22 protein-coding genes and 2 pseudogenes are annotated in these 22820 nt (G+C 44.1%); 9 read left to right on the top strand and 15 right to left on the bottom strand.

The window, feature by feature from the left end:
• Nucleotides 1-335 precede the first annotated feature (335 nt).
• From C9J03_RS26430 to C9J03_RS00950, 4 genes are all read right to left on the bottom strand, one after another.
• Nucleotides 336-686, bottom strand: a complete 351-nt coding sequence (locus tag C9J03_RS26430) for a hypothetical protein (protein ID WP_146149050.1) — start codon at nt 684-686, stop codon at nt 336-338.
• Between the two features lie 1198 nt (nt 687-1884).
• Nucleotides 1885-2451 (bottom strand): peptide-methionine (S)-S-oxide reductase, encoded by a 567-nt coding sequence (locus tag C9J03_RS00960; RefSeq protein WP_052829604.1) that lies wholly within the window; start codon nt 2449-2451, stop codon nt 1885-1887.
• Nucleotides 2452-2488: 37 nt separating this feature from the next.
• On the bottom strand, nt 2489-3337 hold the full coding sequence (locus C9J03_RS00955; RefSeq protein WP_039469389.1) for a patatin-like phospholipase family protein: 849 nt from the start codon (nt 3335-3337) through the stop codon (nt 2489-2491).
• Between the two features lie 78 nt (nt 3338-3415).
• Nucleotides 3416-3892 (bottom strand): hypothetical protein, encoded by a 477-nt coding sequence (locus C9J03_RS00950; protein ID WP_039469391.1) that lies wholly within the window; start codon nt 3890-3892, stop codon nt 3416-3418.
• Nucleotides 3893-4075: 183 nt separating this feature from the next.
• On the opposite strand from C9J03_RS00950, the gene msrP reads away from it, so the two are divergent.
• From msrP to C9J03_RS00925, 5 genes are all read left to right on the top strand, one after another.
• Complete coding sequence (gene msrP / locus C9J03_RS00945; protein WP_044620979.1) at nt 4076-5086, top strand: protein-methionine-sulfoxide reductase catalytic subunit MsrP; 1011 nt, start codon at nt 4076-4078, stop codon at nt 5084-5086.
• Nucleotides 5087-5135: 49 nt separating this feature from the next.
• Nucleotides 5136-5789, top strand: a complete 654-nt coding sequence (msrQ, locus tag C9J03_RS00940; RefSeq protein ID WP_044620978.1) for a protein-methionine-sulfoxide reductase heme-binding subunit MsrQ — start codon at nt 5136-5138, stop codon at nt 5787-5789.
• Nucleotides 5790-5938: 149 nt separating this feature from the next.
• Nucleotides 5939-6583, top strand: coding sequence for a hypothetical protein (locus C9J03_RS00935; protein ID WP_044620977.1), 645 nt, complete (start codon nt 5939-5941; stop codon nt 6581-6583).
• Nucleotides 6584-6589: 6 nt separating this feature from the next.
• The gene (locus C9J03_RS00930) at nt 6590-7924 is read left to right on the top strand and encodes an MATE family efflux transporter (RefSeq protein WP_044620976.1); all 1335 of its coding nucleotides are present in this window, start codon (nt 6590-6592) and stop codon (nt 7922-7924) included.
• Between the two features lie 189 nt (nt 7925-8113).
• On the top strand, nt 8114-9523 hold the full coding sequence (locus tag C9J03_RS00925) for an amidohydrolase (RefSeq protein WP_197078579.1): 1410 nt from the start codon (nt 8114-8116) through the stop codon (nt 9521-9523).
• 299 nt (nt 9524-9822) lie between these two features.
• On the opposite strand, the gene C9J03_RS00920 is transcribed toward C9J03_RS00925, so the two are convergent.
• The 6 genes from C9J03_RS00920 to C9J03_RS00885 form a co-directional block, all read right to left on the bottom strand.
• A complete protein-coding gene (locus C9J03_RS00920; protein WP_039469403.1) occupies nt 9823-10065 on the bottom strand; it encodes a DUF3297 family protein in 243 nt (80 codons plus the stop codon).
• Nucleotides 10066-10320: 255 nt separating this feature from the next.
• Nucleotides 10321-10731, bottom strand: a complete 411-nt coding sequence (locus tag C9J03_RS00910) for a hypothetical protein (RefSeq protein ID WP_044620974.1) — start codon at nt 10729-10731, stop codon at nt 10321-10323.
• Nucleotides 10732-10783: 52 nt separating this feature from the next.
• The gene (locus C9J03_RS00905) at nt 10784-11221 is read right to left on the bottom strand and encodes a GNAT family N-acetyltransferase (protein WP_044620973.1); all 438 of its coding nucleotides are present in this window, start codon (nt 11219-11221) and stop codon (nt 10784-10786) included.
• A 243-nt stretch (nt 11222-11464) separates the two neighbouring features.
• Nucleotides 11465-13645, bottom strand: coding sequence for a DUF6351 family protein (locus tag C9J03_RS00900; protein ID WP_052829692.1), 2181 nt, complete (start codon nt 13643-13645; stop codon nt 11465-11467).
• An 890-nt stretch (nt 13646-14535) separates the two neighbouring features.
• On the bottom strand, nt 14536-14724 hold the full coding sequence (locus C9J03_RS00890; protein ID WP_044621878.1) for an alternative ribosome-rescue factor A: 189 nt from the start codon (nt 14722-14724) through the stop codon (nt 14536-14538).
• Nucleotides 14725-14805: 81 nt separating this feature from the next.
• Nucleotides 14806-15933: a serine hydrolase domain-containing protein gene (locus C9J03_RS00885; protein WP_052829603.1), complete on the bottom strand. Its 1128-nt coding sequence runs from the start codon at nt 15931-15933 to the stop codon at nt 14806-14808.
• A gap of 643 nt (nt 15934-16576) precedes the next feature.
• On the opposite strand from C9J03_RS00885, the gene C9J03_RS00880 reads away from it, so the two are divergent.
• A complete protein-coding gene (locus C9J03_RS00880; protein WP_044620971.1) occupies nt 16577-17317 on the top strand; it encodes a MaoC family dehydratase in 741 nt (246 codons plus the stop codon).
• A gap of 224 nt (nt 17318-17541) precedes the next feature.
• Complete coding sequence (locus C9J03_RS00875; protein ID WP_044620970.1) at nt 17542-18021, top strand: type II secretion system protein; 480 nt, start codon at nt 17542-17544, stop codon at nt 18019-18021.
• A gap of 163 nt (nt 18022-18184) precedes the next feature.
• Here C9J03_RS00875 and C9J03_RS26975 read toward each other — a convergent pair whose 3' ends face one another.
• The 4 genes and pseudogenes from C9J03_RS26975 to C9J03_RS00860 all read right to left on the bottom strand — a co-directional run.
• On the bottom strand, nt 18185-18340 hold the full coding sequence (locus C9J03_RS26975) for a hypothetical protein (RefSeq protein WP_231580628.1): 156 nt from the start codon (nt 18338-18340) through the stop codon (nt 18185-18187).
• The gene (locus tag C9J03_RS00870; protein WP_052829602.1) at nt 18337-18840 is read right to left on the bottom strand and encodes an MBL fold metallo-hydrolase; all 504 of its coding nucleotides are present in this window, start codon (nt 18838-18840) and stop codon (nt 18337-18339) included. The genes C9J03_RS26975 and C9J03_RS00870 overlap by 4 nt, the downstream gene beginning before the upstream one ends.
• Nucleotides 18841-18872: 32 nt before the next feature.
• The gene (gene phnN / locus C9J03_RS00865) at nt 18873-19484 is read right to left on the bottom strand and encodes a ribose 1,5-bisphosphokinase (RefSeq protein ID WP_276329419.1); all 612 of its coding nucleotides are present in this window, start codon (nt 19482-19484) and stop codon (nt 18873-18875) included.
• 42 nt (nt 19485-19526) lie between these two features.
• Nucleotides 19527-20382, bottom strand: a pseudogene (locus tag C9J03_RS00860) (alpha-D-ribose 1-methylphosphonate 5-triphosphate diphosphatase); the annotation flags it as partial.
• Between the two features lie 112 nt (nt 20383-20494).
• Between C9J03_RS00860 and C9J03_RS00855 the strand changes: the two are divergent.
• A pseudogene (locus C9J03_RS00855) lies at nt 20495-20905 on the top strand (transposase); the annotation flags it as partial.
• Nucleotides 20906-21199: 294 nt separating this feature from the next.
• Nucleotides 21200-21979 (top strand): helix-turn-helix transcriptional regulator, encoded by a 780-nt coding sequence (locus C9J03_RS00845; RefSeq protein WP_044620969.1) that lies wholly within the window; start codon nt 21200-21202, stop codon nt 21977-21979.
• A 150-nt stretch (nt 21980-22129) separates the two neighbouring features.
• Here the strand turns inward: C9J03_RS00845 and C9J03_RS00840 are convergent, their stop codons facing one another.
• Nucleotides 22130-22813, bottom strand: coding sequence for an MBL fold metallo-hydrolase (locus C9J03_RS00840; RefSeq protein ID WP_044620968.1), 684 nt, complete (start codon nt 22811-22813; stop codon nt 22130-22132).
• Between the last annotated feature and the right edge of the window lie 7 nt (nt 22814-22820).

Raw genomic sequence — 22820 nt, 5'->3', positions numbered from 1 at the left:
TAACACCCAACACAGTCACCAGTATCATGACGGATTAGAAATGTTTTATTATAAGCCTGCGCAGCTAGAGCAATTGACGTAGTATTGTTTGTAACTGGGTTATGTATTTCCCAAACAAACTCTTTTAGCTGTCTACTACACTGATAGTTTTTAGGAAACTTATCAACTTAAACATAAATATATCCCTTATTTGCATGTGCACCAACATGTTTAACACGTATAATTATCATTGTCAGCTTTATCATGGCTTTGAAAATATAATATAAATAACATTATTAATAATGACCTCATATAACATCCCTCGTTTATTTAATTCACTCTAGATAAGATTCAATTTATTTTAAATTCAACTGAACCTTAGTTATTTTGGGCGCCGTTTCAGTACCATGGCCAGGAGAGATCATTGTGCAGCCAGAAACCTGTATTATGACTGGTGTGGCTGAAATGGCAGCACTTAATGTGACTGATACCATTGTATTACTCCCGATATCTGTATCAACAATAATGCCTCTATCTTTATAGGTACACCCTTGGTCTGGAATAGAACCTGATCCAAAAACAGCATGAGCGCCACTATATCTTGACTCAATAGAATCAATAATCATAAGTTGTGAGTTATCTAGTGAGGCGGAATTAACGGTTAAAGAGAAAAAGATACCAACTAAAAAAACAATTGATTTTGTCATAACTTTAAAGCCCTAAAACATATTAATAAAATTCAATAATCGCTTTATCACAGTAGGTTAGATACAGTGTGCATTGATATTTCTGTTGAGAGTGATAGAAGTAGAATCCACTTCAGAATTAGTACATCATTTGATAATCATGATGGCAAAACCCCATACTTTGCTCCCCCAAGATATGCTCTACTTCACAATGTATTTCTATAGTTTGAGTTGAAGATTTTGATGCAAGAGCACCGCTTATAACAGTGTTATTTAATTCTATCAAATTGATTCTTCACTTAATAAATAATAGTTAGCTTAATAAATCCGTACTTTATAGTACGAGTATCAAACTCAACTCTAAGTGAAATTCACATACAACCATTTCGTGCTACAACTAGTACTCTTGAGATTTATATGGATTCTAAATACCAATAGCAAATATATGAAGGCATATGTATTGAAATTATCATTATCCACCTGATGTCGTATTCTCTTATACACGCTACCGCCCTTGAGTGTGGCCCCAAAACCAATTTTATGATTAAAAAAACAATCAAGATTATTTCACCATCTGTAACAAAATGTCAAACTTGTTTGCTACTTATGTTCTATTACAGTTCATTTAAGATTACACGCACTCAGATTAAAATAACAAAATAAGGTAAATTCAAGCCAATCTGTGTTGCAAAAGCTAATATTTACAGTCATTAATGATAATTTTTAAATGTTTATTTTTTTGAAATTTCTTCGACTTGCTAGATAACAAAGAATTGAGATACTAGAACCTGTAACTTTCGTTAGAATACCAATAAGCAGTAATATTTTTCAGTTAACATTTATTAGCTAGCATTATTACCAGTTAGCATTAAAAAGTGAGTTATCAATATTGATATTCCTTGCTGGAATTTGTCAAATTGTATTTTACAGCTTACCACTACGAGCGCTTTTTTGTAACCCATCTTCCTCAGCGTAAAGCTAAAACAAGATCATGGTTTCATCCAATAACTAGCCTAACTTAGCCAGAGCATTAAAGATCATACCAATCATATAAATTAATACTCTATTCAATCTCACTGCACAGTGATTAGAGGAGGTAAAAACCTAGATGATGCTTGGCTGCAAAAATCAAACCGGAAGGAAATATTTTATGACATTTTAACTCGTAGTTGTCGCTAACATCGGCGCAGCCTGAATAAAACAACCATAACTCACTAGCTCATTTTGGCGGATCATCAGATCCGCCTTTTTTCATTGTAGTGCTCTGCTCCTGGAACTGTTCAATCAAACGCCTTTTTCCTGCACTGACATGAGTACTATAACGGGCCAGCAGAATTTGTAGCTTAGGCATGATCTGCCCTTCACAGAAAGGACGATTTGGGTGGGAAAAAAAGTAGTTCTGCTTTTCATCCTCACAGGAAATAAAGGTACCTGCTCCTTGTACCCGTGTTAGCAACGGATCGCCAAAGTCAGCTTGATGCAGATTTAACGCCTCCATTGCCCTCAATCTTTGAGGCTCTGTGAAAGCATAAACAACAGAAGGATATCGGCTACGAAGCGCATGTTCGGAAGTGCAATGGTGAGTATGAAGATGTACCCCCACTAATGTATCTACTGTTATTTTGAGTGGATCGTACTCCACCAGCACGGCTTCATAACACTCTGTATCATTGAGTGCATTCATCCAGCCCTGCTCTGCCGATATCACACCTTCAAGCGATTGAAATACAGCTTCCATGCACCAATAACAGCTGCCCGAGAAACCCAATTGCTGTGTTTTCATCATGCTCGCTATACCCTGCAGTGATCATCACCTATGGAGTTTAGCTTGCTAACATCGCCTTGGCTGCCGCAACGCCCTGTTCATAACCGCGCTGTAATTTGCGGTTATCGGTAGTTACCCGCCCCACTTCAAAGCTATCTGGTGGGGTGATGATCCGAATGTTACAGTCTTCAGGTGGATTATAGATAAAGTCAATCGCGCGATTATAGCTATCTGCTCGCTTCAACATTGCCTGCGCCAAACCGGGTTTATTACGAAGCAGCTTTCTGACTAGCCAAGCACTGCTCGGCGCTTTTTTCCGGTAACCCTGAGGACGAGAAAGCACAACCGTGATATCGCGCGCGCCCATTTCGTAGGCTTTGATCACCGGGATGGAGTCTGCCACACCTCCATCAGTCATCTCGTAGCCATCCATTTGCGGATAGTTTCGGTAAGCCAACGGCACGGCACAGGAGGCCTTTAACAGCTGATTCAAGTTTTGCTCAGTGGCCTGGATATAATGAGGCTCGCCATTATCAACATTGGTAGTTACGACATACAACGGGATCGACTGCTGTTCTAGCTCCCAGCCATCAATAGGGATTTCATCTATCGTTACCTCCCATAGCCAATCAATATCAAGCCAATGTCCACCCCGAATAAAACGGCTCAAATCGATAAATTGCTTGCGGCAAGAGTAGTCGGTGATAACTCGATGCGAACGACCCGGTTGATTGGCCAGCCAAGCAGCTAAATTTGTTGAGCCAGCAGATACGCCGAGACAAAAATCATATGGTCGATGGTCGATATCGAGGAAATGGTCCAGTACACCCGCGGCAAAAATCCCACGCATTGCCCCACCTTCAACGACTAACGCCGATTTAGTTCCAACGGTTCCTTCAATGATCATCTTGTCTAAAACTCCATGTGTTTCAGACAGTTTAGAATATCGACTCTAAATAAAAACTGAAGGTTAGCAACAAATTGCTCAAAACTCGATCTCTGCCAAATTAAATCTGCTCATCGCATCTTGGTATGCTGGGTTATTCGGTTGAAAAAAAGACCGAGGCACCTGATGCTCAAGACCTAGTCGGATCAATTTTTGCCATTCGCAACGTGACAGGATCACGTATTCAAGGTGTTCATCGAGCAAGGAACCAATCGCTTCAACACTCAGTTCATCATCACGCACCAAAGCTTTTAACTTCCCCGTCAGCACCGGCAACGGTAACACCATTTCACGGACCGTTTCTTTGCGTGATTGGCAGGCTCGCGCTTTTTTAGACGGTTTGGCAAAACAAAAAATCTGCTGCCAGTCAGGCTTACCCTGGCGGGTCACTAGGTTATGACGGTAGCAGTAATAAGCCTCAAAATACTGGCTCAGCGAATGATAGCGCTCGCTGTAGGCTTCTAGGTAGATATGCTGTAATTCAAGGTTGGCACTAAACGCATTGGTCGCCGCCATATTGGCTCCATTTTTCCTATTCTTGTTACATGTTACGAACTGAATATCTCGGTACAGTTGCGCAAGACGCCGACCTTACCTGCTTTAATCTGAATTTCCAACGAAATCCGACCTTAGCGTGAAATTTATTAGCTGATAGCGAGGTCTACTTGTTTAACATCATCTTTGATAAAGGAATATTCAATGCTTATCAAGAAACCGTCTCAGCTATCTCTGAATGAAAATGAAGCGACACCTGAGACTATCTACAAACAAAGACGCACCATTTTAAAAGCATTGGGTATTACGGTTGCGGGGTTGCCCCTTGCTCAAACCGCTCAAGCCGGCTTGTTTGATAGCTTTGGCAAAAAAGATAAACCTGTTGATAAAAGACGAGTATTAACCTCAGAGTCATCACCTTACTCGAACCGAGCCTTGTCTCTGACCCCCGAAGACAAAGTACTGCAATACAACAATTTCTATGAATTTGGCACCGATAAATCGGATCCTGCTGCAAGGGCCCAGAACTTCAAAACCAACCCTTGGAATATAGAAATTGGCGGCCTTGTCAGCAACCCGATCACTTTAGGCTATGAAGATATCTTCAAGTCATTCCCTATTGAGGAGCGTATCTACCGTCTTCGATGTGTGGAGGCCTGGTCGATGAACATTCCTTGGCTGGGTTTTCCACTCGCCTCACTACTCAGGAAGGCAGGGCCGCTCAGTAACGCCAAGTATGTTGCTTTCGAAACCCTGTACGATCCCAAACAAATGCCAGGACAAGCATCAAGACGTCTGGGTGGCGGTATCGATTACCCCTATGTAGAAGGGCTGAGGTTAGATGAAGCCATGCACCCATTGACACTCATGTCTGTCGGCCTATACGGCAAAACTCTGGCACCGCAGAACGGTGCCCCGATAAGGCTCGTCGTACCGTGGAAATACGGCTTCAAAAGCATCAAGTCCGTCGTCAGAATCACCTTGACTGACAACCAACCCCCAACAACATGGAACCTTCTCGCACCCAATGAGTACGGCTTCTATGCCAATGTGAACCCACGAGTCGACCATCCTCGTTGGAGCCAGGCTAGTGAACGTTTCATCGGCGAAGGCAGTATCTTCAGTAGCCGCAGGCAACCGACCAAGATGTTCAACGGCTATGAGGCACAGGTTGCCTCGCTATACCAGGGCTTAGATCTAAAACGTAATTACTGAGTACTATTGAGTTTAATTCAACTCATTGATATTTGTTCAGGAGAGCAAAATGCCATTGCAAATAACAACGAATTGGCGCTGGAAGATGTCGCCGCGCCACGTTTTTTGGCTAAAGGTGTTCATCCATAGTGTTTCGCTGTTCTTCATCGGCCAATTGGTGTACCTGACACTAAGTGGTGGGTTGGGCGCAGATCCTGTTCAGGGGATCAGCCATTTTACCGGTAAGGCTGCGCTAAATACCCTACTGCTCACCCTGGCTATATCACCCGTCGCCAAGCTATTGAAAGCCGGTATGCTGGTGCGTGTACGCCGCCCGTTGGGACTTTATTGCTTTTTCTGGGCCGCACTTCACCTCGGCGGATATGTGGCACTTGATTTGAATTTCAGTTGGTCCCTTGTCGTCAACGAGATTGTTAGCAGGCCCTATCTCACTCTGGGGGCGGTAAGCTGGGCGATTCTCTTTGCATTGGCCGTGACCTCACCTCAGGGCATTCAGCGACTTATGGGCAAGCGCTGGCAAAAACTGCATAACTGGGTGTACGTTGCCGCAATACTCATACCGATACATTATATCTGGTCGGTAAAGTCAGGCTTATTCGAGCCAATAATGTACATTTTCGTGACGCTGGGTTTACTGGCCCTTCGCTATAACAGGTTTGCAAAAGGGTTTGCTGCGCGATTTACACCAATCCGTGTTAAATAAGTCACTGTTTTATCCTAAGTAAATTGCTGTTACTAGGTGCTGTCCGCCCATTTTCTGATACGATATAGTAATCTACGTCCGTACCGGACCTTAAGACTGGAGAAAAAGGTATCCCACTCCAGTCTTCGCAGTGAGCTAGTGGGGCATCCTTGTTTTCTGAGCAACTTATATCTGACTTTCTTTCAACCAGCATCGAGCAGTTTCAACAAGACTGCTCCAAACTGTGCGCACAGCATTACCCTACTGTGCACAACCGCGGCATGCGTGAAAACCATCTCGGCAAAGCGCTGTGCCGACGGATCATGGCAACTCTCGAACAGGCAGCGCTTGATGTTCACTTTTCACAGCACAAAAACGATGAACAAGTCTCTCAGCCTGTCTTTGTTATCGAGTCCGCCAGTTTTGTAATCGTTGTTGTCGCTCACCGCTTACTCAGTGCCAACAAAGCATGCCGCCAGGGGCTGGTGAATACCATTGCAAACGTGAAGTCGACCCTGTTCAAGGGCCAACCAACCTATGTTGTCGTGGTTGCCGATCATTGGTTCGATCGCAGTAAGGCCAGTAAAGAAATTCCAGCCTGGTGGCTTGGCCGTCTTCCGGATAGCACCGATGAATACGCGAAAGAAGGGATAAAACTGTTGGGCTGCACTGGCAATGTGGCAGAGCATTTACGTGATGAACATCAGATATCCCATGGCGAGTATCATATTCACCACCCGCTTAAACGCGAAACGAACAATAAGATAGTCCATAGATACCTCTTATTGAGTGCCTTCATTCCTTTGCATAAGTAATTGATTATGTCTGAAGCATCACACCTTTCTCTCAAAGAAGACACGCTAGGGCGCCTTTTTTTACGATACACCATACCGACAATTGCAGCCATGTTGGTTACCGGGGTCTATGTCGCCATTGATGGCATGTTTATCGGTCATTTCATTGGCGAGAGTGGCCTCGCCGGTATTATGCTCGGATACCCAATCGGTTCGGTCCTCTACGCACTCGGGGCCATGGTCGGCATGGGGGCGTCAGCTCTGGTATCGATAAAGTTGGGTGAAGGCAACGAACAGCAAGCAAGGAACATCGTCGGCAATGCCCTCTCATTATGTATTGTGATATCACTGCTCACCTGTACCCTAGGTGTTGTATATGGCGAAGCTATGCTACGCTGGCTTGGTGCAGAAGGCGAAATCTTACAGATGGCCTCGGACTACCTGTTCTGGTATTTCAGCCTTGGTGCCTTTCCTATCATTTCGATGGCTTTCTCTGCCCTGCTGCGCAATGACGGGCAACCGAACCGTGTCACCTTGATCATGATCCTCGGCGGTGTGCTGAATGTTGTGCTGGACTGGCTGTTCATTGTTGTGATCCCATGGGAGCTAACCGGGGCAGCAATTGCCACTATGCTTTCGCAGCTAGCAACCGCCCTACTTTGCCTGCAGCATTTTTTCTCAGACAGAAGCCAGCTCCGGATCTCCTGGCAAACCCTCCGGTTGCGGTGGCACGACGTCGGCCAGATTTGCCAGCTGGGTTTTTCCAGCTTTCTGATGTACCTCTATTTATCTGTCGTGTTGACCCTACACAACAAAGCCTTACTTTGGGTCGGCAAACCGATCCACGTTGCCGCATACGGCATTATTAGCTACACCGAAGCTTTCTTTTACCTTGTTTTTGAGGGAATTGCGTTGGGGATCCAACCAATCACCAGTTACAACACAGGGGCAGGTAGGCATGATCGCGTTATTGCGGTGAGAAATCTGGCCTTCGCCACAACGCTTGGGTTTGCACTCGTGGGGGTCGTTTTCATCTATAGCCAACCAGATTTACTGGTATACCTCTTTGCCGGTGACAACCCTGCCCTTCACCCTGTTGCAATCAATGGTATCCAGCACTATTTCTGGGGCTTACCTATGGAAGGCATGCTGCTGGTAGGTGCAACCTATTTCCAGTCGATTAACCGGGCCCGCGAAGCTTCTATGCTGTCTGGGGGGAAGCTGATCCTAATCAGCCTCTTCATATTTGGCTTAGCCAAATTATTGGGGGTTAACGGGGTTTGGATTGCCCTACCTCTGTGTAGCAGTGTACTGACCATATGGATGTTCTATGCACTCCGTAGGCAAAGCCTGAAGCCATAATAACTTTCCCTAATCGGGGCGACGCAATCGTTTCGCCCCGCTATTTCGCTGCTTTATTGTTCACTTTGTCGCTAACCGCTATGCCGTATAGTGACCATGCTCACAGATTGTAAGCGGAGTCTGTATTACTGATTTTCAATAATTTGCTATTAGGTATTATCAGCGCAATTTCATTGCTGTCTGGTGATAATCATGTTCAAAAAAACTCTTGTAGCGGTTTCCCTTGCTGCAGCTTCTCTTGCTAGCGCGACCGCTATGGCCGCGGAAAATGTCGACCTGCTGATCAAAAACGCCACCGTCCTCACCATGGACGAAGATAAGAACGTTTATGAAAAAGGTCTTGTTGCGGTTAAAGAAAACAAAATCGTCGCAGTCACTGACGGCAGTGACCTCAAAGAGTTTGAAGCGAAGAAAGTGATCGACGCCGACGGTGATATCGTGATGCCGGGTCTTATCAACACCCACACACACGTTTCCATGACGGTATTCCGCTCGCTAGCCGATGATGTGCCAGATCGCCTCCACCGCTATATCTTCCCGCTGGAAAGTAAACTTGTAACACGTGATATGGTTCGTATCGGCGCTCAGCTGGGTAACGTTGAGATGCTAAAAGGTGGTGTCACGACCTATGCGGACATGTACTACTTCGAAGATGAAGTCGCGAAAACTGTCGATGAAATCGGTATGCGCGCTATCTTGGGCGAAACGGTGATTAAATTCCCAGTAGCCGATGCCGCAAACGCGGAAGAAGGCATCAAGTACGCAGTTAACTTCATCGAAGAATATAAAGACCACCCGCGTATCACACCGGCGTTTGCGCCGCATGCGCCATATACCAACACCACAGAAACCCTACAAAAGATCACCGAACTATCGAAGAAATACGATGTCCCGGTATTGATCCACCTAGCGGAGTCTGATCGCGAAGATCAGGTCATTGCCGAGCGCAGCGGCGGCATGTCGCCGGTTGAATACATGGCCGATATCGGTGCCCTTACCCCGAACCTTGTTGGTGCCCATGTTATCAACGTCAGCGATAGCGATATTGAACTCCTGAAAAAACATGATGTGGGGATTGCCCACAACATGAGTGCCAACATCAAGTCAGCAAAAGGCGTCTCCCCGGCCCTTAAGATGTTTGACGACGGATTACGCATCGGTCTGGGTACTGATGGCCCGATGTCCGGAAACACTATTTCTACCCTAGACGAATTCAACCAGGTAGCCAAAGTTCATAAACTCGTCAACAAAGATCGCGCTGCGATGCCTCCAATGAAAGTCGTTGAGATGGCCACTATCGGTGCCGCCCGTGCCCTTCACATGGAAGACACTATCGGTTCGCTGGAAGTCGGCAAACTAGCCGATATCATCGTAATTGATACCAAAGCGCCTAATATGGTGCCTGTCTACAACCCATACTCTGCACTGGTTTACTCTGCTTACGCAGCAAATGTGAAGCACACCATTGTTGACGGTCAGATTTTGATGAAAGACCGCACCATGACGACCGTTGACGAAGACAAGATTCGTAACGAAGCCCTAGCGTTTGCTGATAAAGTGCGTAAAACCGTAATCGAAAGCGGCGAAGTCGTTCAGTAAACCTTATACCGAACCTGTCTTTAAATTCCAAACACCGCCTTATGGCGGTGTTTTTATTGGTCAAAAGACAGCGTAAATTGACAAGCCATCAATTATCAACTGCTACAGAGAGCAATAATTTTAGCTTATCAATAACCAGGCAATTTTTTAGCCAATAACGTAGTTGCAAAATGCTGATTTTGGGGCGATGTGAGAACTTGCTGGAGGGATTTACAGATACAACACATAGAGCCCATGCGAACTACCGCTCTGGAGTTAGGCTCTATGTGAAGATTATATGACCAGTAGCAGTTTGCTACTTACACATAATAGGCTTCAACCGTACCTTTAAGGGTGATCAGAATTGGCTGACCGCGACGATCCAAGGCTTTTGGCGAAGGGATTTTAACCCAACCTTCACTGATGCAGTACTCTTCAACATCCGTACGCTCTTTGCCGTTTAGGCGAATACCGATTTGGTGTTCAAAGCACTCTGCCACGTGAAATGGGCTACGTGGATTACATGCTAGATGATCTGGCAGTGCTGGTTTAGAGTCGCTCATGTTTTTGACCTGATAATAGTAAAAAGTGCGTCATTGTAGACAATGCGTGGTTGGCACTCAAGCGCTGGATGCATTGTTGATGCAACAATTTAACTCAAAGCCCTAATTAGATTTTTCAACAATAAGGTCAGTATGCAACTCGGGATATTGGCCAAACGCTTGCTGTCTTACCATGCCGCCAAGTTCAAAAAAAGAGCCGAAAATCCATTGATACCCAGTGATGAGTAATAAACTGCCGGTCCCATAAATGGGTGATCAGATCGTAGACTTTGCCAATTTGCTCTGGGACTTAAAAACCCAGATAAAGAACAGCATAAATATCAAATCATTCAAGCCATAGATACTAAAGAAAACACCCGCAAACATATCGGCGTTATAAACATTTGATAGGCTATTTTGAAAAAACCATGCCAGCCAAGCCACCACGTAAACCAGTTTTTCTACGGCAAAAACAGCGGCCAGCCATCTGATATTAGACTTGATAAATGCAGCGCCGAGATAAGCCAGTCCCCAGACAACAATCATCAGCAAACCAAAGTTCGACATAACAACAGGATCTGCCTCATTTATTGCTGTATTAGTAAAAAGGCGAGAAAAGAATAAAACACCACCAATATTCATTGCGGCGGCTGCGATAAATCCAAGTTTGACTATTTTGTTTTTCATTTTATCCACTTTTCAAGATGAAGCCTATTTAGGCTACTGTTTGTTACCGATATTAGCTATGCCACTCCATCATAAGTTCGGATCCAGATGAACTTACAACCTTGAAGCCAAGACGCGAATAGAGGTCTTGTGCTGGATTCGTCTTTATAACACTCAGCCCCACAGTCGCGCCTGCACCTTTTGCCTGTTCAATCAACTGCCGAATAAGCCGACTGCCAATGTTCATCCCTTGATACTCTGGTGCAATTTGTATTTGAACTAAAGACCAGTGATTCAGCTCTGAATTGTAGGCCGCTTTAAATAAACCAACTGGCTTACCTGCCATTTCAACTATCTTTGCATGGTCAAACTGGTAACGGATACGCTTTTCATACTCCTCACGACAGGTCGGCATACCCACTTCCTCAAGGTAATACCGCATTGTTTTGTCTCTTAGCGCAAGCAAAAAGCCGATGTCTGACTCTGTTGCCGATCGAAGGGAAAACTCCATTATTCCTCCTAGAGTAAATATACCCACTTAATTTCAAGCCTCTGGGATATACAGGTCCTACATTAAACGTTGGCAATATCACACAATACCGCGCCTAATTAAAAGTCATTTTTTATAAATAGGATAAGCCCGCACTGTTAAGTGTGGGCTTCATCAAGCTATTCGTTTGCAACAGCTATAGCGACCATCGACTAGCCTGTAATTGGTAGATACCCATCCTGCCTGCAGGTACCCGGTAAGAAACTAACCTGCGTTATTTCGGTCTATTGATACAGGCCGTCCCTTGTCGCCCAAGGAATAATCACAGACGCCATCGGGGAAAGTTTTTTGTAGCTCGCTCAATCTAGCTGTAGCATCAACGTCGCCATACATCCCTTTAGCTATCGCGGCTTCGACAGCAATAGTATGGCACTTGAAGATACTGCCTTTCCATGGCGCTCCTGCCTGTATACGGCTATTGCTATAGATGGGGTACGAATCGGTGCATGGGCCATTTGCCTGAGCATTCCACTGTCCATCAAATACCCTTTTGCCAGAGGCATGAATAGCTCCTTCGGCACTGAAACACGTATCAACGGCTAGCTGGGGTTTCGACTCTTTTACCTTCGCGGAATAGCTCATCGACTCGGGCATCGCTTTAATCGCCATTAACCATTGATCCATCAGGGTATAGGCCTGCTCAACGGGATTATACTGCTTGTCGGAAATCCATATCACGTGATTGTCGGCATGCCCCATTTCATCCAGGATCCGCAACCGCGTCGAAAAAGAGGCGGAAGTATGGTGCATATTCAGATCATCTTCGAGGTGATGGCGTATATCAATGATCGGCAAGCTGACGTCACCAATGAAGACTTGGCCGTATTGATACGCTCTTTCGATGGCCGACAGGGGGGCGGATCGCCGCTTAGCCGGCGCTCTTTTGTCTTCCGTTACATTGTGCTCCCCCCACAGAGAGAGCCATAACGGTGGAATACTTGCACTTAGGCTCAGTTTTCTCTCGGATTCCATGTCGTTAAACGGTTTCCAAGCCCCTATTCTCTGGTTGATCTCAATGAATTCATCAATGGAAATCACCTTTTCGCGCAGCGCTTGAAGCCCATACTGCACACCCACGTTATCCCATGTCGATTGGGCAAAACCATGTTCATCCTTGCCGTAAATGTGGACAAGATCTTGCCAGTAATTCCAATTGACCTTATCAACCACTGACTCGTGGTAATACGGTTTCAGGAAACCCTGCCTTGGGTTATTGAGATAGCTGCTTAGACCAAAAAAGCCATTTATACATTCGCTATTACCTTGCGGGAACTGTGGCATTTTAAACCGGACTAACTGATTCAACGGCTGAAGCCAGCCAAACCTTTGCTCAGCCTCGTTGATGGCCCTCAACCCTTCAATATGCTGGCGAGACTGCCAATCCTGCCACCTGTCCCTGTCACTGGCTCTAAAGCTAAAATAAGTATTGAGCAAATCACAATCTAAGGCGTATATCGAAACACTGACCATGTCCGGGTACGAATACAAAGGAAGCAGGCCATCGAGAATCCCTTCACTATTTTGGGCAATCAGGTACTGGGCAAGCCCCCCGCCCGAACCACCGATCCCTATGGTGTATATGGGCTCTCCGAACAAACTGACGAACTGCGCCTTCACCCTTCTAGCCGTATCTTCAGCCAGTAGCATGTTGTAGCCATAACTGGTCTTATTGCCACTGGACGCTACAACGGCATACCCCTTCCTCAGTTGGGACAGCTCTTTATCAATCAGCCGGTTGAGCTTCATTTTACCTTGGCGAAATCCTAAGCCTGAGCCACCTTCGAACCGGTAGATTAACCTTTGGTTCCATACCTCAGCGCTGTCCTGTTTTCCCACTTCGTCAATACCGATAGGCATCGCAATAGTATAGATATACCGGTTAATCGTTCCTTTTTCGACCCGGACCAAGAGCTCACCTTTACTGGGAGGATCCTGCCTGAGTTCCAGCTCACTCCTACTCACTAAGACATTGTTTTCGCCCACCACCACATAGGATAACTGGGTTTTAATAGCACAATCTTTAGAGTAACCCATCAGTTTAACCCCATTAACGGGGTCATAAACAGGAACGCCATATCCATCCTGGTTATCAACAACAGGTTGTCCAAGTCCAGAATCGACCGTCATACAGAAAAAAGGGTATTGATTGGGACCTGAATAGAGTGAGTTGACCGGACCTATCTCTCCCACTTTGATGGGAAAGGCAAACGTTTCTTCTGGTCTCGGACTCCGGCTTATGTGCCCATCAACTTCCAGCAGGTAATTAGGTTCCGCCGGTGCCAAGCCCTTTACTTGCCTAGAGACAAGGCTTTCTTCGCTATCGAACTGTCGGAAAATAATGAAAAATACGAAAAGACCCGCCAAGCCAAGGATTAATTTTTTCATAGTATCAACGAAGCTTTGTGTACCCATCTATAGTGTAGCTTCGTTACATCATGACAGCGTCTTGTGGTTTAGATAACGAAAAGGAGCACTAACACGTACTCCTCCGTTAATTCACACAACCTATAAGAGTCTTGGGCTAACTTTATGGCTCCTCATGTTCTTGCTGGATATCAGAGCAGAATTTAAGTGCGCCAGTCTCGATATGATGGCACAAGGGAGCCCGCCCATTATGCACATTCTCAACCTCTTCCCACTTGTCAGCTGATTGCACATTTCCGACGAAAAGAAGCCCGCCAACTATTACCCCACTACTTACGCCGAGAATTCTCTTGGTTCGGCATGTATTACGTCTCTTGGTTGTAATCTGCTTTTTCATCTGTCTATTCTGTTTTCTTGATTCATGACTACAAGGCCTGTGACAAAAAAGTCCTAACCCAATAGTGCGTTTGCATTCAAACAGCTGATAACTCAAAGACCTAGCCAGCATCAAACTGTCACTTTTTTAACATAGCCACAAGTAAAACCCTTAAACATAAGCCACTTAGCGACCACGCCAACTTGTTACAGGGTATACATGATGCAGGCTGAACAAAAATCAAACAAGTCAAAAATCGCTCAATTTTAAGAAAACAGGTATCAATTTGTGAATAGGTCTTAACAAACCATGACATTGATGACGGCATGTTATACATCATGTGATGGATCGCGCCTTATAGGCGGAAAACACTTGAAATCAGTCAGAGGAGCTGCCGGCCTAGCAGCCTAATATACGTGGGTCTTCGAATCGCTAACCTAGCCATGTTGCGGCTAAAGCTAACATATTGAAAAATTGTGAGGTGCTTTGCTTAGTTAACTTAAAAGGAAGAAAGTCCTATCCAATGATGACGAAATCACGCCGCCATTGAATAGGACTCTCGTCCTGCATGCTTACCCTTGCGCTTGAAACTCCCCTTGCCTTTTTTCGCTTTTACAACTCGTGTTTTGAACAATTGACTGGTTACGACAGCTTTTAGCGCATTGTCTTTGATGGTACCTCGACCAAAATCGGTATCTACCGCTTTCGCTGCGTTTGCATCCATACCATCCAAGCCAATGACGGATGGCGTCTTTCTTTTCTTAGCCATGTTTATTCCTCTCAGATAATCACATGTATAGTACATTTAGCTCTTCTGTTGCTCGAATCGCTCACGATACAGCTTAAGGAAATAAAGCACAATATCTCTCGCAACATCGGTTTCGCAATTGGTTAAAAACACCATCCCGGTCTGTGTATGCCGATTGAACAACATCTCTGTACGGATCCCTTTGATCCAACCACCATGGTGAACGAAACCTGAGATCCCTTTGTAGTCAAATGTTCGCCAACCCAGCCCGTAATAAACATTGCTTAGCTTGGCTCGGTAACGATACTGATTAGCACGTATATGTGGCTTGTGCATGATCTCAAGCAGTGGCGGGCGCAATACACTTGGATTGTGGCCCAATTGGGCCAACATCCACTTGGCCAGGTCTTGTGCACTTGCATTTACCCCTGCCGCTGCCGGTAAGCGATAGTAGTATGAGGCAGGCTTCACAGGGGCAAACCCCGCTTTGACCTTCACATGGGGAGTGACACGGTTTTCTGATTCAGTGAAGCCCTCCATACCATATGATGCATGATCCATTTCAAGCGGCACAAAGATGTTCTCTTGCACAAAGGCGGAATAGTCGACTCCCACTGCCAATGCCAGCATATCTGCTGTAAGGTTATAGACGACATTTTGGTAGCCGTAGCATTTCCCCGGCTCACATACAAACTTCACCCTGTCGAGTATATTGAGAATACGGGAGTATTTGACATTATCTTCAATCAGGTCCGAGTAGGCTTGCGGTACCAAGCCAGTAGTATGGGACAGTAAGTGGCGCAATGTCACATCCTTACCAAGCATTGGATCACTGAACGTGATGTTGTCGAGGTACGGGACGACATGGGTATCCCATTCAATCACCCCCTGGTCGACAAGAATCGACACAGCCGCAGAGGCAAATGTCTTTGAAATCGACGCTAACGGAAAGACTGTTGCTGAATCAATCTTCTCTTTACTGCCTTTTTTTGTCACACCATAGCCACGTAATAACCTGATATCGCCATTAATGACGACGGCTAATGAGGCGCCAGGAATCCCCTTCTTTACGGCGTTTTTGACATATTGATCAAGTTTAAGTGCCATGTCGTCATGTTCAGCACCAACAACAGGGACTGAAGCCAGCAGCCACACTGCCAGCCCCATTGTCCGATAACTTTTCATCAATTTTACTACCTAGCCAAAATGATATTTACCCAAACACGCCAAGGCATTCGGTTTGTTCTAATCATTGAGACGTTCATATCCAACTAGCTTCATGCTACTTGGATTACAACATCTGGCTATAAGCGTAGACGTATCGCAGATAGGGCATATTTCTCTCAATTGAGAATGAGTTTCAGTGAAGTGACATTATTAACAAGTTAGCAATTCCAACATATGAATAATTTCACCATGCATAAAATATTGCTATTTTTTAGAGCAATTCTGTTTAATTTACTCTAAGATGAATCTGGTTTTAATGCGTTTTATACAGTGTATTTTTATGCTCTTGTCAATTATAGATATATACACTTGTACGCTGAAATATAGTTACACATGTACGCTGAAATAACTTACATGTGTACGCTTGAATCGAAGGCAATGGCTATTTTTCTAACAACCGAATATCATACGCGAGTTAAGTTAGTATTTTTACACTAAACTAACAGCTTATAACATTACTTAATATTCAGTTAGTTAAAGACAGCCCAGTAAGAAAATCGAGATGTGGGACACATTTTTTTCTTTCAATAATTTTATTTCCCATTACAATACTTCGCCTTGATTCGGCTTCAGGCAGTTTTAAATAATAAGGTATCAAGTCATGAAAGTTGTCGATTATTTTAAGCAAAAACGTGATGGCCTATCACTACATGCCTTTGAACTAAAAGACTTACTCTCACCATCTTTACGTGAGCACTGGCTTGATTTTGTTAACCGAGCAAACAAAACACAGCTGGGTGCCCTTGTTACGCACAAACAGTCTGCATCTAATGATGATGTTGTCGAGCAACCGAGTAAAACCAAGATAGAAAAAACTGTTGTGGAAAATATCGCACCTGAAGCTGTTGCTAAAACACCAGCTATTGAAATGAAGCCTGAAGCAGAAGCCTTGTACAAAGAGCTCACTGCTACCCTTGGTGAAGTCATCCATACTGGTGAATGGATGACTGTTGATCAGGGTCGTATTAACCAATTTGCTGATGTGACTGAAGATCACCAGTGGATTCACACTAACCCAGAACGTGCTGCTGAAGAGTCTCCATTTAAGACGACTATTGCACACGGCTTCCTGACGCTGTCACTACTTTCTGTTCTTACAGACAGTGTTGACCCTGAGAACCAAAAGTTCCCAACGGCTAAAATGACCGTCAATATGGGTTTCAACAAAATTCGCTTCCCATATCCGGTGAAATCAGAAAACCGTATTCGTGCAACGACTAAAATTCAATCTGTAACACCAATTAAGCGAGGACTGGAAATCGTCCAAGAGCTAACGGTACAAATTGAGGGTATACGACGCCCTGGCTGTGTCGCTGAATCCGTCATCCAGCTGCATTTCTAATTCAAGTCGTTCAACGCCAAGAAATCTTCAATGCCAAAAGCTAACTACTTTTGGCATTTTTGTATCCACCTCTCAAACCTCCCCCTAAGCCATAGACCTGTGTGATATCTTGCTATCCACGCATTCATCAGTTGCACAAGCAAAAAATTACCCCTACAATCAACACCGTTAAAAAACAGCATTCAAAATAATTAACTATTCTCTCAACAGCTCAAAAACTTATTATGATTAGACTCGTTACCGTTATTGTTTTAGTCGGACTTCTGGCCCTCACTGCTGCGGTCAAGATGCTCAACATTCAACAAGACTCTCGCCGTGCGACACTTCAATCTATCGCGGCAAACATTCACACCATGTCTGAGCTCGTTCATACAAAAGCCGAAATCGGTGGCGCACTGTCAAAATGCTATCCAGATAGCAGTGAGGAACTCAGCAAAGCACTAGAAAATAAGAAAGACTCTTTTTTCCTCGAAGATATCTATATCTGCAACGGCTACCCCTCAGGTCATATCGATAACGTCCGCAGGGCATTCGATATCGACGCGAAGCTCTATGTCACCAACAAGAGTAATGACAATGGCGGTTTGACAGCCCACATATCCTTCCCTAAGAATGGAGTGTTAAACTACCAATGCAGGGTCATTTATACCGATGCAAAAGGTACCGACTCATATCAGGTGGAATTTATTGATTCAGACTGCTAGAGAGCCGTGCCATGGTACCGTTCTTTAGCCCTGAAAGTAACTACGCTAACAACCCCAAACCTTCGAGGAAGGCCCTAGCAGCTTGTTTGTTCCAGCAATGCTTGGCTCAGAGGACTAGATTGGAGAGAGGTTGGTTCATCGTTTTTGACTCATCATTATTGGCTCAAAGGTTAATTTCCTGTCCATCGGACACGAGAAAGAAGTCGTCATCAAAGGCTTGTGGGTTTGCCATTGCCCAGCTTTCAAGGTCATGGCCAATATGGATCAAGCCCATCCTCTTAGGAAGGCATTCTTCTTTGAGTGATTTTGCGAGTATCACATCAGGTTGCCTTCGAACCATTGTTTGACTTTTTCTGGTAAATCCACGGTGTCAGTGAGGTATGCGATACGCTTTCCCCGATATTCGAATACATAGCCCAAGCAAGGCTTTGAGTGAATCAGGGGAACTGGAGTAATACGGATATCTCGCCAATAGAAATGCTCAAATGGCTGCCTTGCTGCTTTGAAGTCCAATATTCCGGGATGTTTAAAAAGATCATCACAACCGACAGGATCGTCGGGGCCAAATACAGGAATAGATAAGTTCAACCCCCAGCGCAGATCAAACAGGGATTGCACATGATCCATGTGGTAGTGGGTCAGTACAATACTGTCAATACTGCCGGCAGGAAAACGTCTCAGCAAGTCCTCGGCATTGGCATCTATCAACAAATTCCAGCCTTGGTCGCTGATATACGCGGATGTTTTCCCAAGAGAATAAACAGGGTTTTCTCTCGCCCGCTCACAAGCAATGCACTGGCAGCCATAGACCGGCAACAACCGGGCATTACCTGTTCAATTTACCGTGAACTTCATTGCAATATATCCTCGTCCCGCGACATTGAATAACAGCTAAGCTGTTGCAATGAGTCTTGGTATTGCCGATACTCTTTAGCAAATTGCTCGATAGTTTGTTGCAGTGATCCACTATTATCCAAGACAAAACCGCTGTTAGGGCATTGTCCACGATAGTACTCAGCCCTCGCCAGCCTATCGACGATTTGCTCGGGAGTCTCACGCCCTCTAGCGTAGAGCCGAGCTTCCAACACTTCAGCACTGACATCGACAATGATAGGTACAACACGGTGGCCAAAATCCATCATGGCTTGCTCTAAATAGGCTCGAGAGCCATTGACGACTACATCTAAACCCAGAGAAAGCCAAAGCTCGACTTCTTTACCCAACGCATAGTAAAAGCCATTGGCCTGCCAGCTCATAGCAAACAAGCCTTGTTGTTGTCGTTGGGTAAACTCTTCGATTGATAATTCAATATGATTTTCGCCGCCCGCTTGCGATGAGCGGGTGATATAACGATGTGCCACCAGCAGCTGTTTCGGGTAAAGCGTACGAATCGCCTGAAGCAGGCTGTCTTTACCTGCCCCGGACGCACCCATTACATAGAATAAGGTACCTTGTTTATTCAACGCAGATCTCCTTGCGTTTATTTCTTTGGCTCACTGTATTAATTAAAATACCTGCTTGCCCTGACGCCAAACACGAGTAACATAAGTGTGATCATGCAAATGGTGTGCAAGAAGTATATCTGCACGTTTGCCCTCTGCTATCACGCCGCGATCATTGAGCTGAAGTGCCTCTGCTGGGTCCACTATTGCCAGCTTGGTGGCCTGCGGCAAATCCAAATCATTTCGCTCATCATCTGCCAGCTGGAACAGCGCATCAAGCAGGCTTCTCGGGTAATAGTCTGATGACAGAATATCCAATACGCCTAAGCTTGCGAATTCATGTGCTGCCACATTGCCTGAATGCGAACCGCCACAAACAACGTTCGGCGCGCCCATCATGACCTTCAAGCCCATGCCATGGGATATTTCGCTCCCGACACTGGCGGGTTATTTCAGCACGGTTCGCCGCAGACCATTGCTGAGAGCGTGCTACCTGCTCTTTCTCAAAGGCGAACATCTGCTCGTCAGAGAACTTGTATTTTCCTTGGTATTAATCACGGTATTTTTGTACATCAACAAACTGGCACTGACCTGGCGCGTGATCAAACAAGGAAACCAAATGAACATCAGACACATTCGCATAACGCTCAAACATACCAACCGTGGTTTCATGAGGGACTTCACAACGCAGATGCAATAAATGCTCAGCTCGGTTCACTCCGCATTTTTGGCTTGCAATGACCGTATCGATAAGATGATCCAAGTTTTCCTGACGGCGCCCCCCCTCACGGTAGACACCAAGGGCAACAGCATCCAATACCGTGGTGATCCCCGAGCCAACCAGCTGAGCGTCATGGGCACTCATTGCTGAAAATACTGGCCAATCGACGTTCGGGCGTGGAGTACCTGATCGGTTGAGCCTGTATCCACTACATGACTTTGTTTCATTACCATCAGTCGATGAGCAAGCAAACGCACAACGCCAAGTCGTGAGTCACAATAACAACGGCAAGTTCCAGCTCTGTGACAACATGACAAAACGTAGCAGAAGAACATTTAGCCCCGAGTTTAAACTAGAAGCTGCACTGCTAGTTCTAGACCAAAGATACTCAGTAGCGGAAGCAGCCAAGGCGATGAATGTCGGTAAATACACGATGGATAAGTGGATGCACCAGCTAAAGGGTGAACTGCAAGGCACTTCGCCAAAGGCTTCTCCGATGACACCTAAACAAATTGAAATTCGTGAATTAAAGAAAAAGCTGGCTCGTCTTGAAGATCACAACGTAATATTAAAAAGCCACAGCTCTGTTGATGTCGGACTCACTGAACAATTCTTGATAATCGAGAAAATCAGGCAGAGCTACAGTGTAAAAACACGCTGGCAGTACTTCACCATAAGCGTGGTCGTTATTGCCGTATCAGAATACTGGAGACCTCGTCCTCGACGTCCGTGGTGAACAGAACAGTTCCAGGCTTCATTAGCTTGTTCATCGATTACGTCCAGTACAAGGTGTACCAGATCAGATCGCGATAATAGAAGATAGTTCAGTATGATTTAGTCAACAAAGCCGTTTAGGTCTGAAAACAAAAAATGTTAGAGACAGTTCTCTTTATCAGCATTGATAGTTATTGATAGTTATCAATATTTATCTGTATAATTAAAAAAATCGCCAAACAAACAACTAACAATTAACTCATGTAAGTAATCCTTATATTAAAGATTCAAAGGTTTATTGATGAATGCAATTATACTATACAAATTAATTTCAAAATTAGAAAAAGCAAGTAGTGAAAGTGAATTGCGTTCTATTTGTGAGCAGTTATGTAAATCAACTGAAATACCATTTTATTTAATGGGTGTCATATCACACAAGTCTCTATGCAACCCAAACTTTAATATTATAACTAATCATAATACGGAATCTATCAAAGCATTTTATAACAAAAATAAACTCGCTATTGATCCTATCATTTTGAAGATCATGTCTCAAAGCTCACCTGTTAGGTGGGAAAAATTGTTAGACAACCAACCCCATAAGAACAAAAATTTTATGCAACTTGTAAAAGATGCTAATGAGTTAGGTTTGAAAAATGGCTTAAGTATTCCTTTCCGATCCGGTAAAGGAGAAGTTGGAATCATGTGTCTTGGTGTTGACAACTGCACTCATGCAAGTGTCAAACAATTGAACAAAATTCTACCATACGCACATACATTTTCTATGCATCTATTTGAAACTTTCAGAAGTTTATTATCCATCGAAAGTGTACAAGAGCCCGAAACCGAACTTACTAATCGAGAAAAGGAGTGTCTATTTTGGGTTTGTGAAGGTAAAACAACTTGGGAAATTGCACAAATCTTAAAAATTACTGAAAGAACAGTAGGTTTTCACTTAAACAACTCAGCCACTAAACTAGGTGCATGCAATCGACAACATACTGTTGCTATTGCTATCAGCAAAGGCCTAATACAACCGAAAATTCTAGATATAAATATAGATATTGCAGCGTCTTGCTAACTCTAATAATCCTATAGCAAGACGCTATTATTATCAAATAGTTAATTTCGATATCGAATCCTCATGAATTCAACCTCAAGCTCAAAAACATATCTAATCGATCTTTATATATCATCAATGATGGTATGCACCATGTATTTAAAGTAAGTTCTATACAAAATTAAATGCATTCTTAACATCAGACTTTCTTCTAAATTGGACGAAGACACTTTTATCCGTAATTGACATGTAAAGATTATTATCTTGTACAACCTTATAAGCCTGTCCAACATCTAGACCAAAACTATGACCAGGATAAACTTTTGTCGATTCAGTACAAATTTCTTTCAATTTTTGCAAGCTATCGAAAAGTTGCTCTGGGCTACTACCTCTCTCGATACAAACACCACAACCTTCAGCAAATAGTGTATCACCACTGAACAACCAACTTTGATTAACAAATGGTATATTAATTAAATAGCAAAGGCTGCCAAAAGTATGTCCTGGTGTATTGATAAACTCTACTTTTGTAGATCCAATAGTAAAATCGCTATCACGCTCTAATGGTAAAAGACCATAACAAGAAAAATTATAATATTCTGCTTCTTTTTTTGACATAAACACAGGGACATTGTGCTTTCTTGCTAACTGATCAGACAAAGAACTATGGTCTAAGTGATGATGAGTTAGCAATATTGCTGCTAACCTGACATCATGAAACTCTAAATACTGTTTAAAAACCTTTTCATCCCAGACAGGATCTACCGCGATAGCGATTTTTTGCTTTTTATCAATTATTAGATAACAGTAATTAATAAATTGACCTTTAATCGCCTTAATAACCTCTAAGAACATCCGTAAA

This window comes from Photobacterium gaetbulicola (assembly GCF_003025515.1).
GTDB lineage: Bacteria > Pseudomonadota > Gammaproteobacteria > Enterobacterales > Vibrionaceae > Photobacterium > Photobacterium gaetbulicola.
The sequence above is the reverse complement of the archived record's forward strand: the minus strand, read 5'-3'. Positions and strand labels throughout refer to the sequence as shown.

Bases quoted from the DNA above. Each gene is read 5' to 3' on its own strand.
- msrP (WP_044620979.1), top strand. From the start codon at position 4,076: ATGCTTATCAAGAAACCGTCTCAGCTATCTCTGAATGAAAATGAAGCG.
- msrQ (WP_044620978.1), top strand. From the start codon at position 5,136: ATGCCATTGCAAATAACAACGAATTGGCGCTGGAAGATGTCGCCGCGC.
- C9J03_RS00955 (WP_039469389.1), bottom strand. From the start codon at position 3,337: ATGATCATTGAAGGAACCGTTGGAACTAAATCGGCGTTAGTCGTTGAA.
- C9J03_RS00920 (WP_039469403.1), bottom strand. From the start codon at position 10,065: ATGAGCGACTCTAAACCAGCACTGCCAGATCATCTAGCATGTAATCCA.
- C9J03_RS26430 (WP_146149050.1), bottom strand. From the start codon at position 686: ATGACAAAATCAATTGTTTTTTTAGTTGGTATCTTTTTCTCTTTAACC.
- C9J03_RS00880 (WP_044620971.1), top strand. From the start codon at position 16,577: ATGAAAGTTGTCGATTATTTTAAGCAAAAACGTGATGGCCTATCACTA.
- C9J03_RS00900 (WP_052829692.1), bottom strand. From the start codon at position 13,645: ATGAAAAAATTAATCCTTGGCTTGGCGGGTCTTTTCGTATTTTTCATT.
- C9J03_RS00885 (WP_052829603.1), bottom strand. From the start codon at position 15,933: ATGAAAAGTTATCGGACAATGGGGCTGGCAGTGTGGCTGCTGGCTTCA.
- C9J03_RS00910 (WP_044620974.1), bottom strand. From the start codon at position 10,731: ATGAAAAACAAAATAGTCAAACTTGGATTTATCGCAGCCGCCGCAATG.
- C9J03_RS00840 (WP_044620968.1), bottom strand. From the start codon at position 22,813: ATGTTCTTAGAGGTTATTAAGGCGATTAAAGGTCAATTTATTAATTAC.
- C9J03_RS00890 (WP_044621878.1), bottom strand. From the start codon at position 14,724: ATGGATGCAAACGCAGCGAAAGCGGTAGATACCGATTTTGGTCGAGGT.
- C9J03_RS00905 (WP_044620973.1), bottom strand. From the start codon at position 11,221: ATGGAGTTTTCCCTTCGATCGGCAACAGAGTCAGACATCGGCTTTTTG.
- C9J03_RS00875 (WP_044620970.1), top strand. From the start codon at position 17,542: ATGATTAGACTCGTTACCGTTATTGTTTTAGTCGGACTTCTGGCCCTC.
- C9J03_RS00960 (WP_052829604.1), bottom strand. From the start codon at position 2,451: ATGATGAAAACACAGCAATTGGGTTTCTCGGGCAGCTGTTATTGGTGC.
- C9J03_RS00930 (WP_044620976.1), top strand. From the start codon at position 6,590: ATGTCTGAAGCATCACACCTTTCTCTCAAAGAAGACACGCTAGGGCGC.
- C9J03_RS00845 (WP_044620969.1), top strand. From the start codon at position 21,200: ATGAATGCAATTATACTATACAAATTAATTTCAAAATTAGAAAAAGCA.
- C9J03_RS00950 (WP_039469391.1), bottom strand. From the start codon at position 3,892: ATGGCGGCGACCAATGCGTTTAGTGCCAACCTTGAATTACAGCATATC.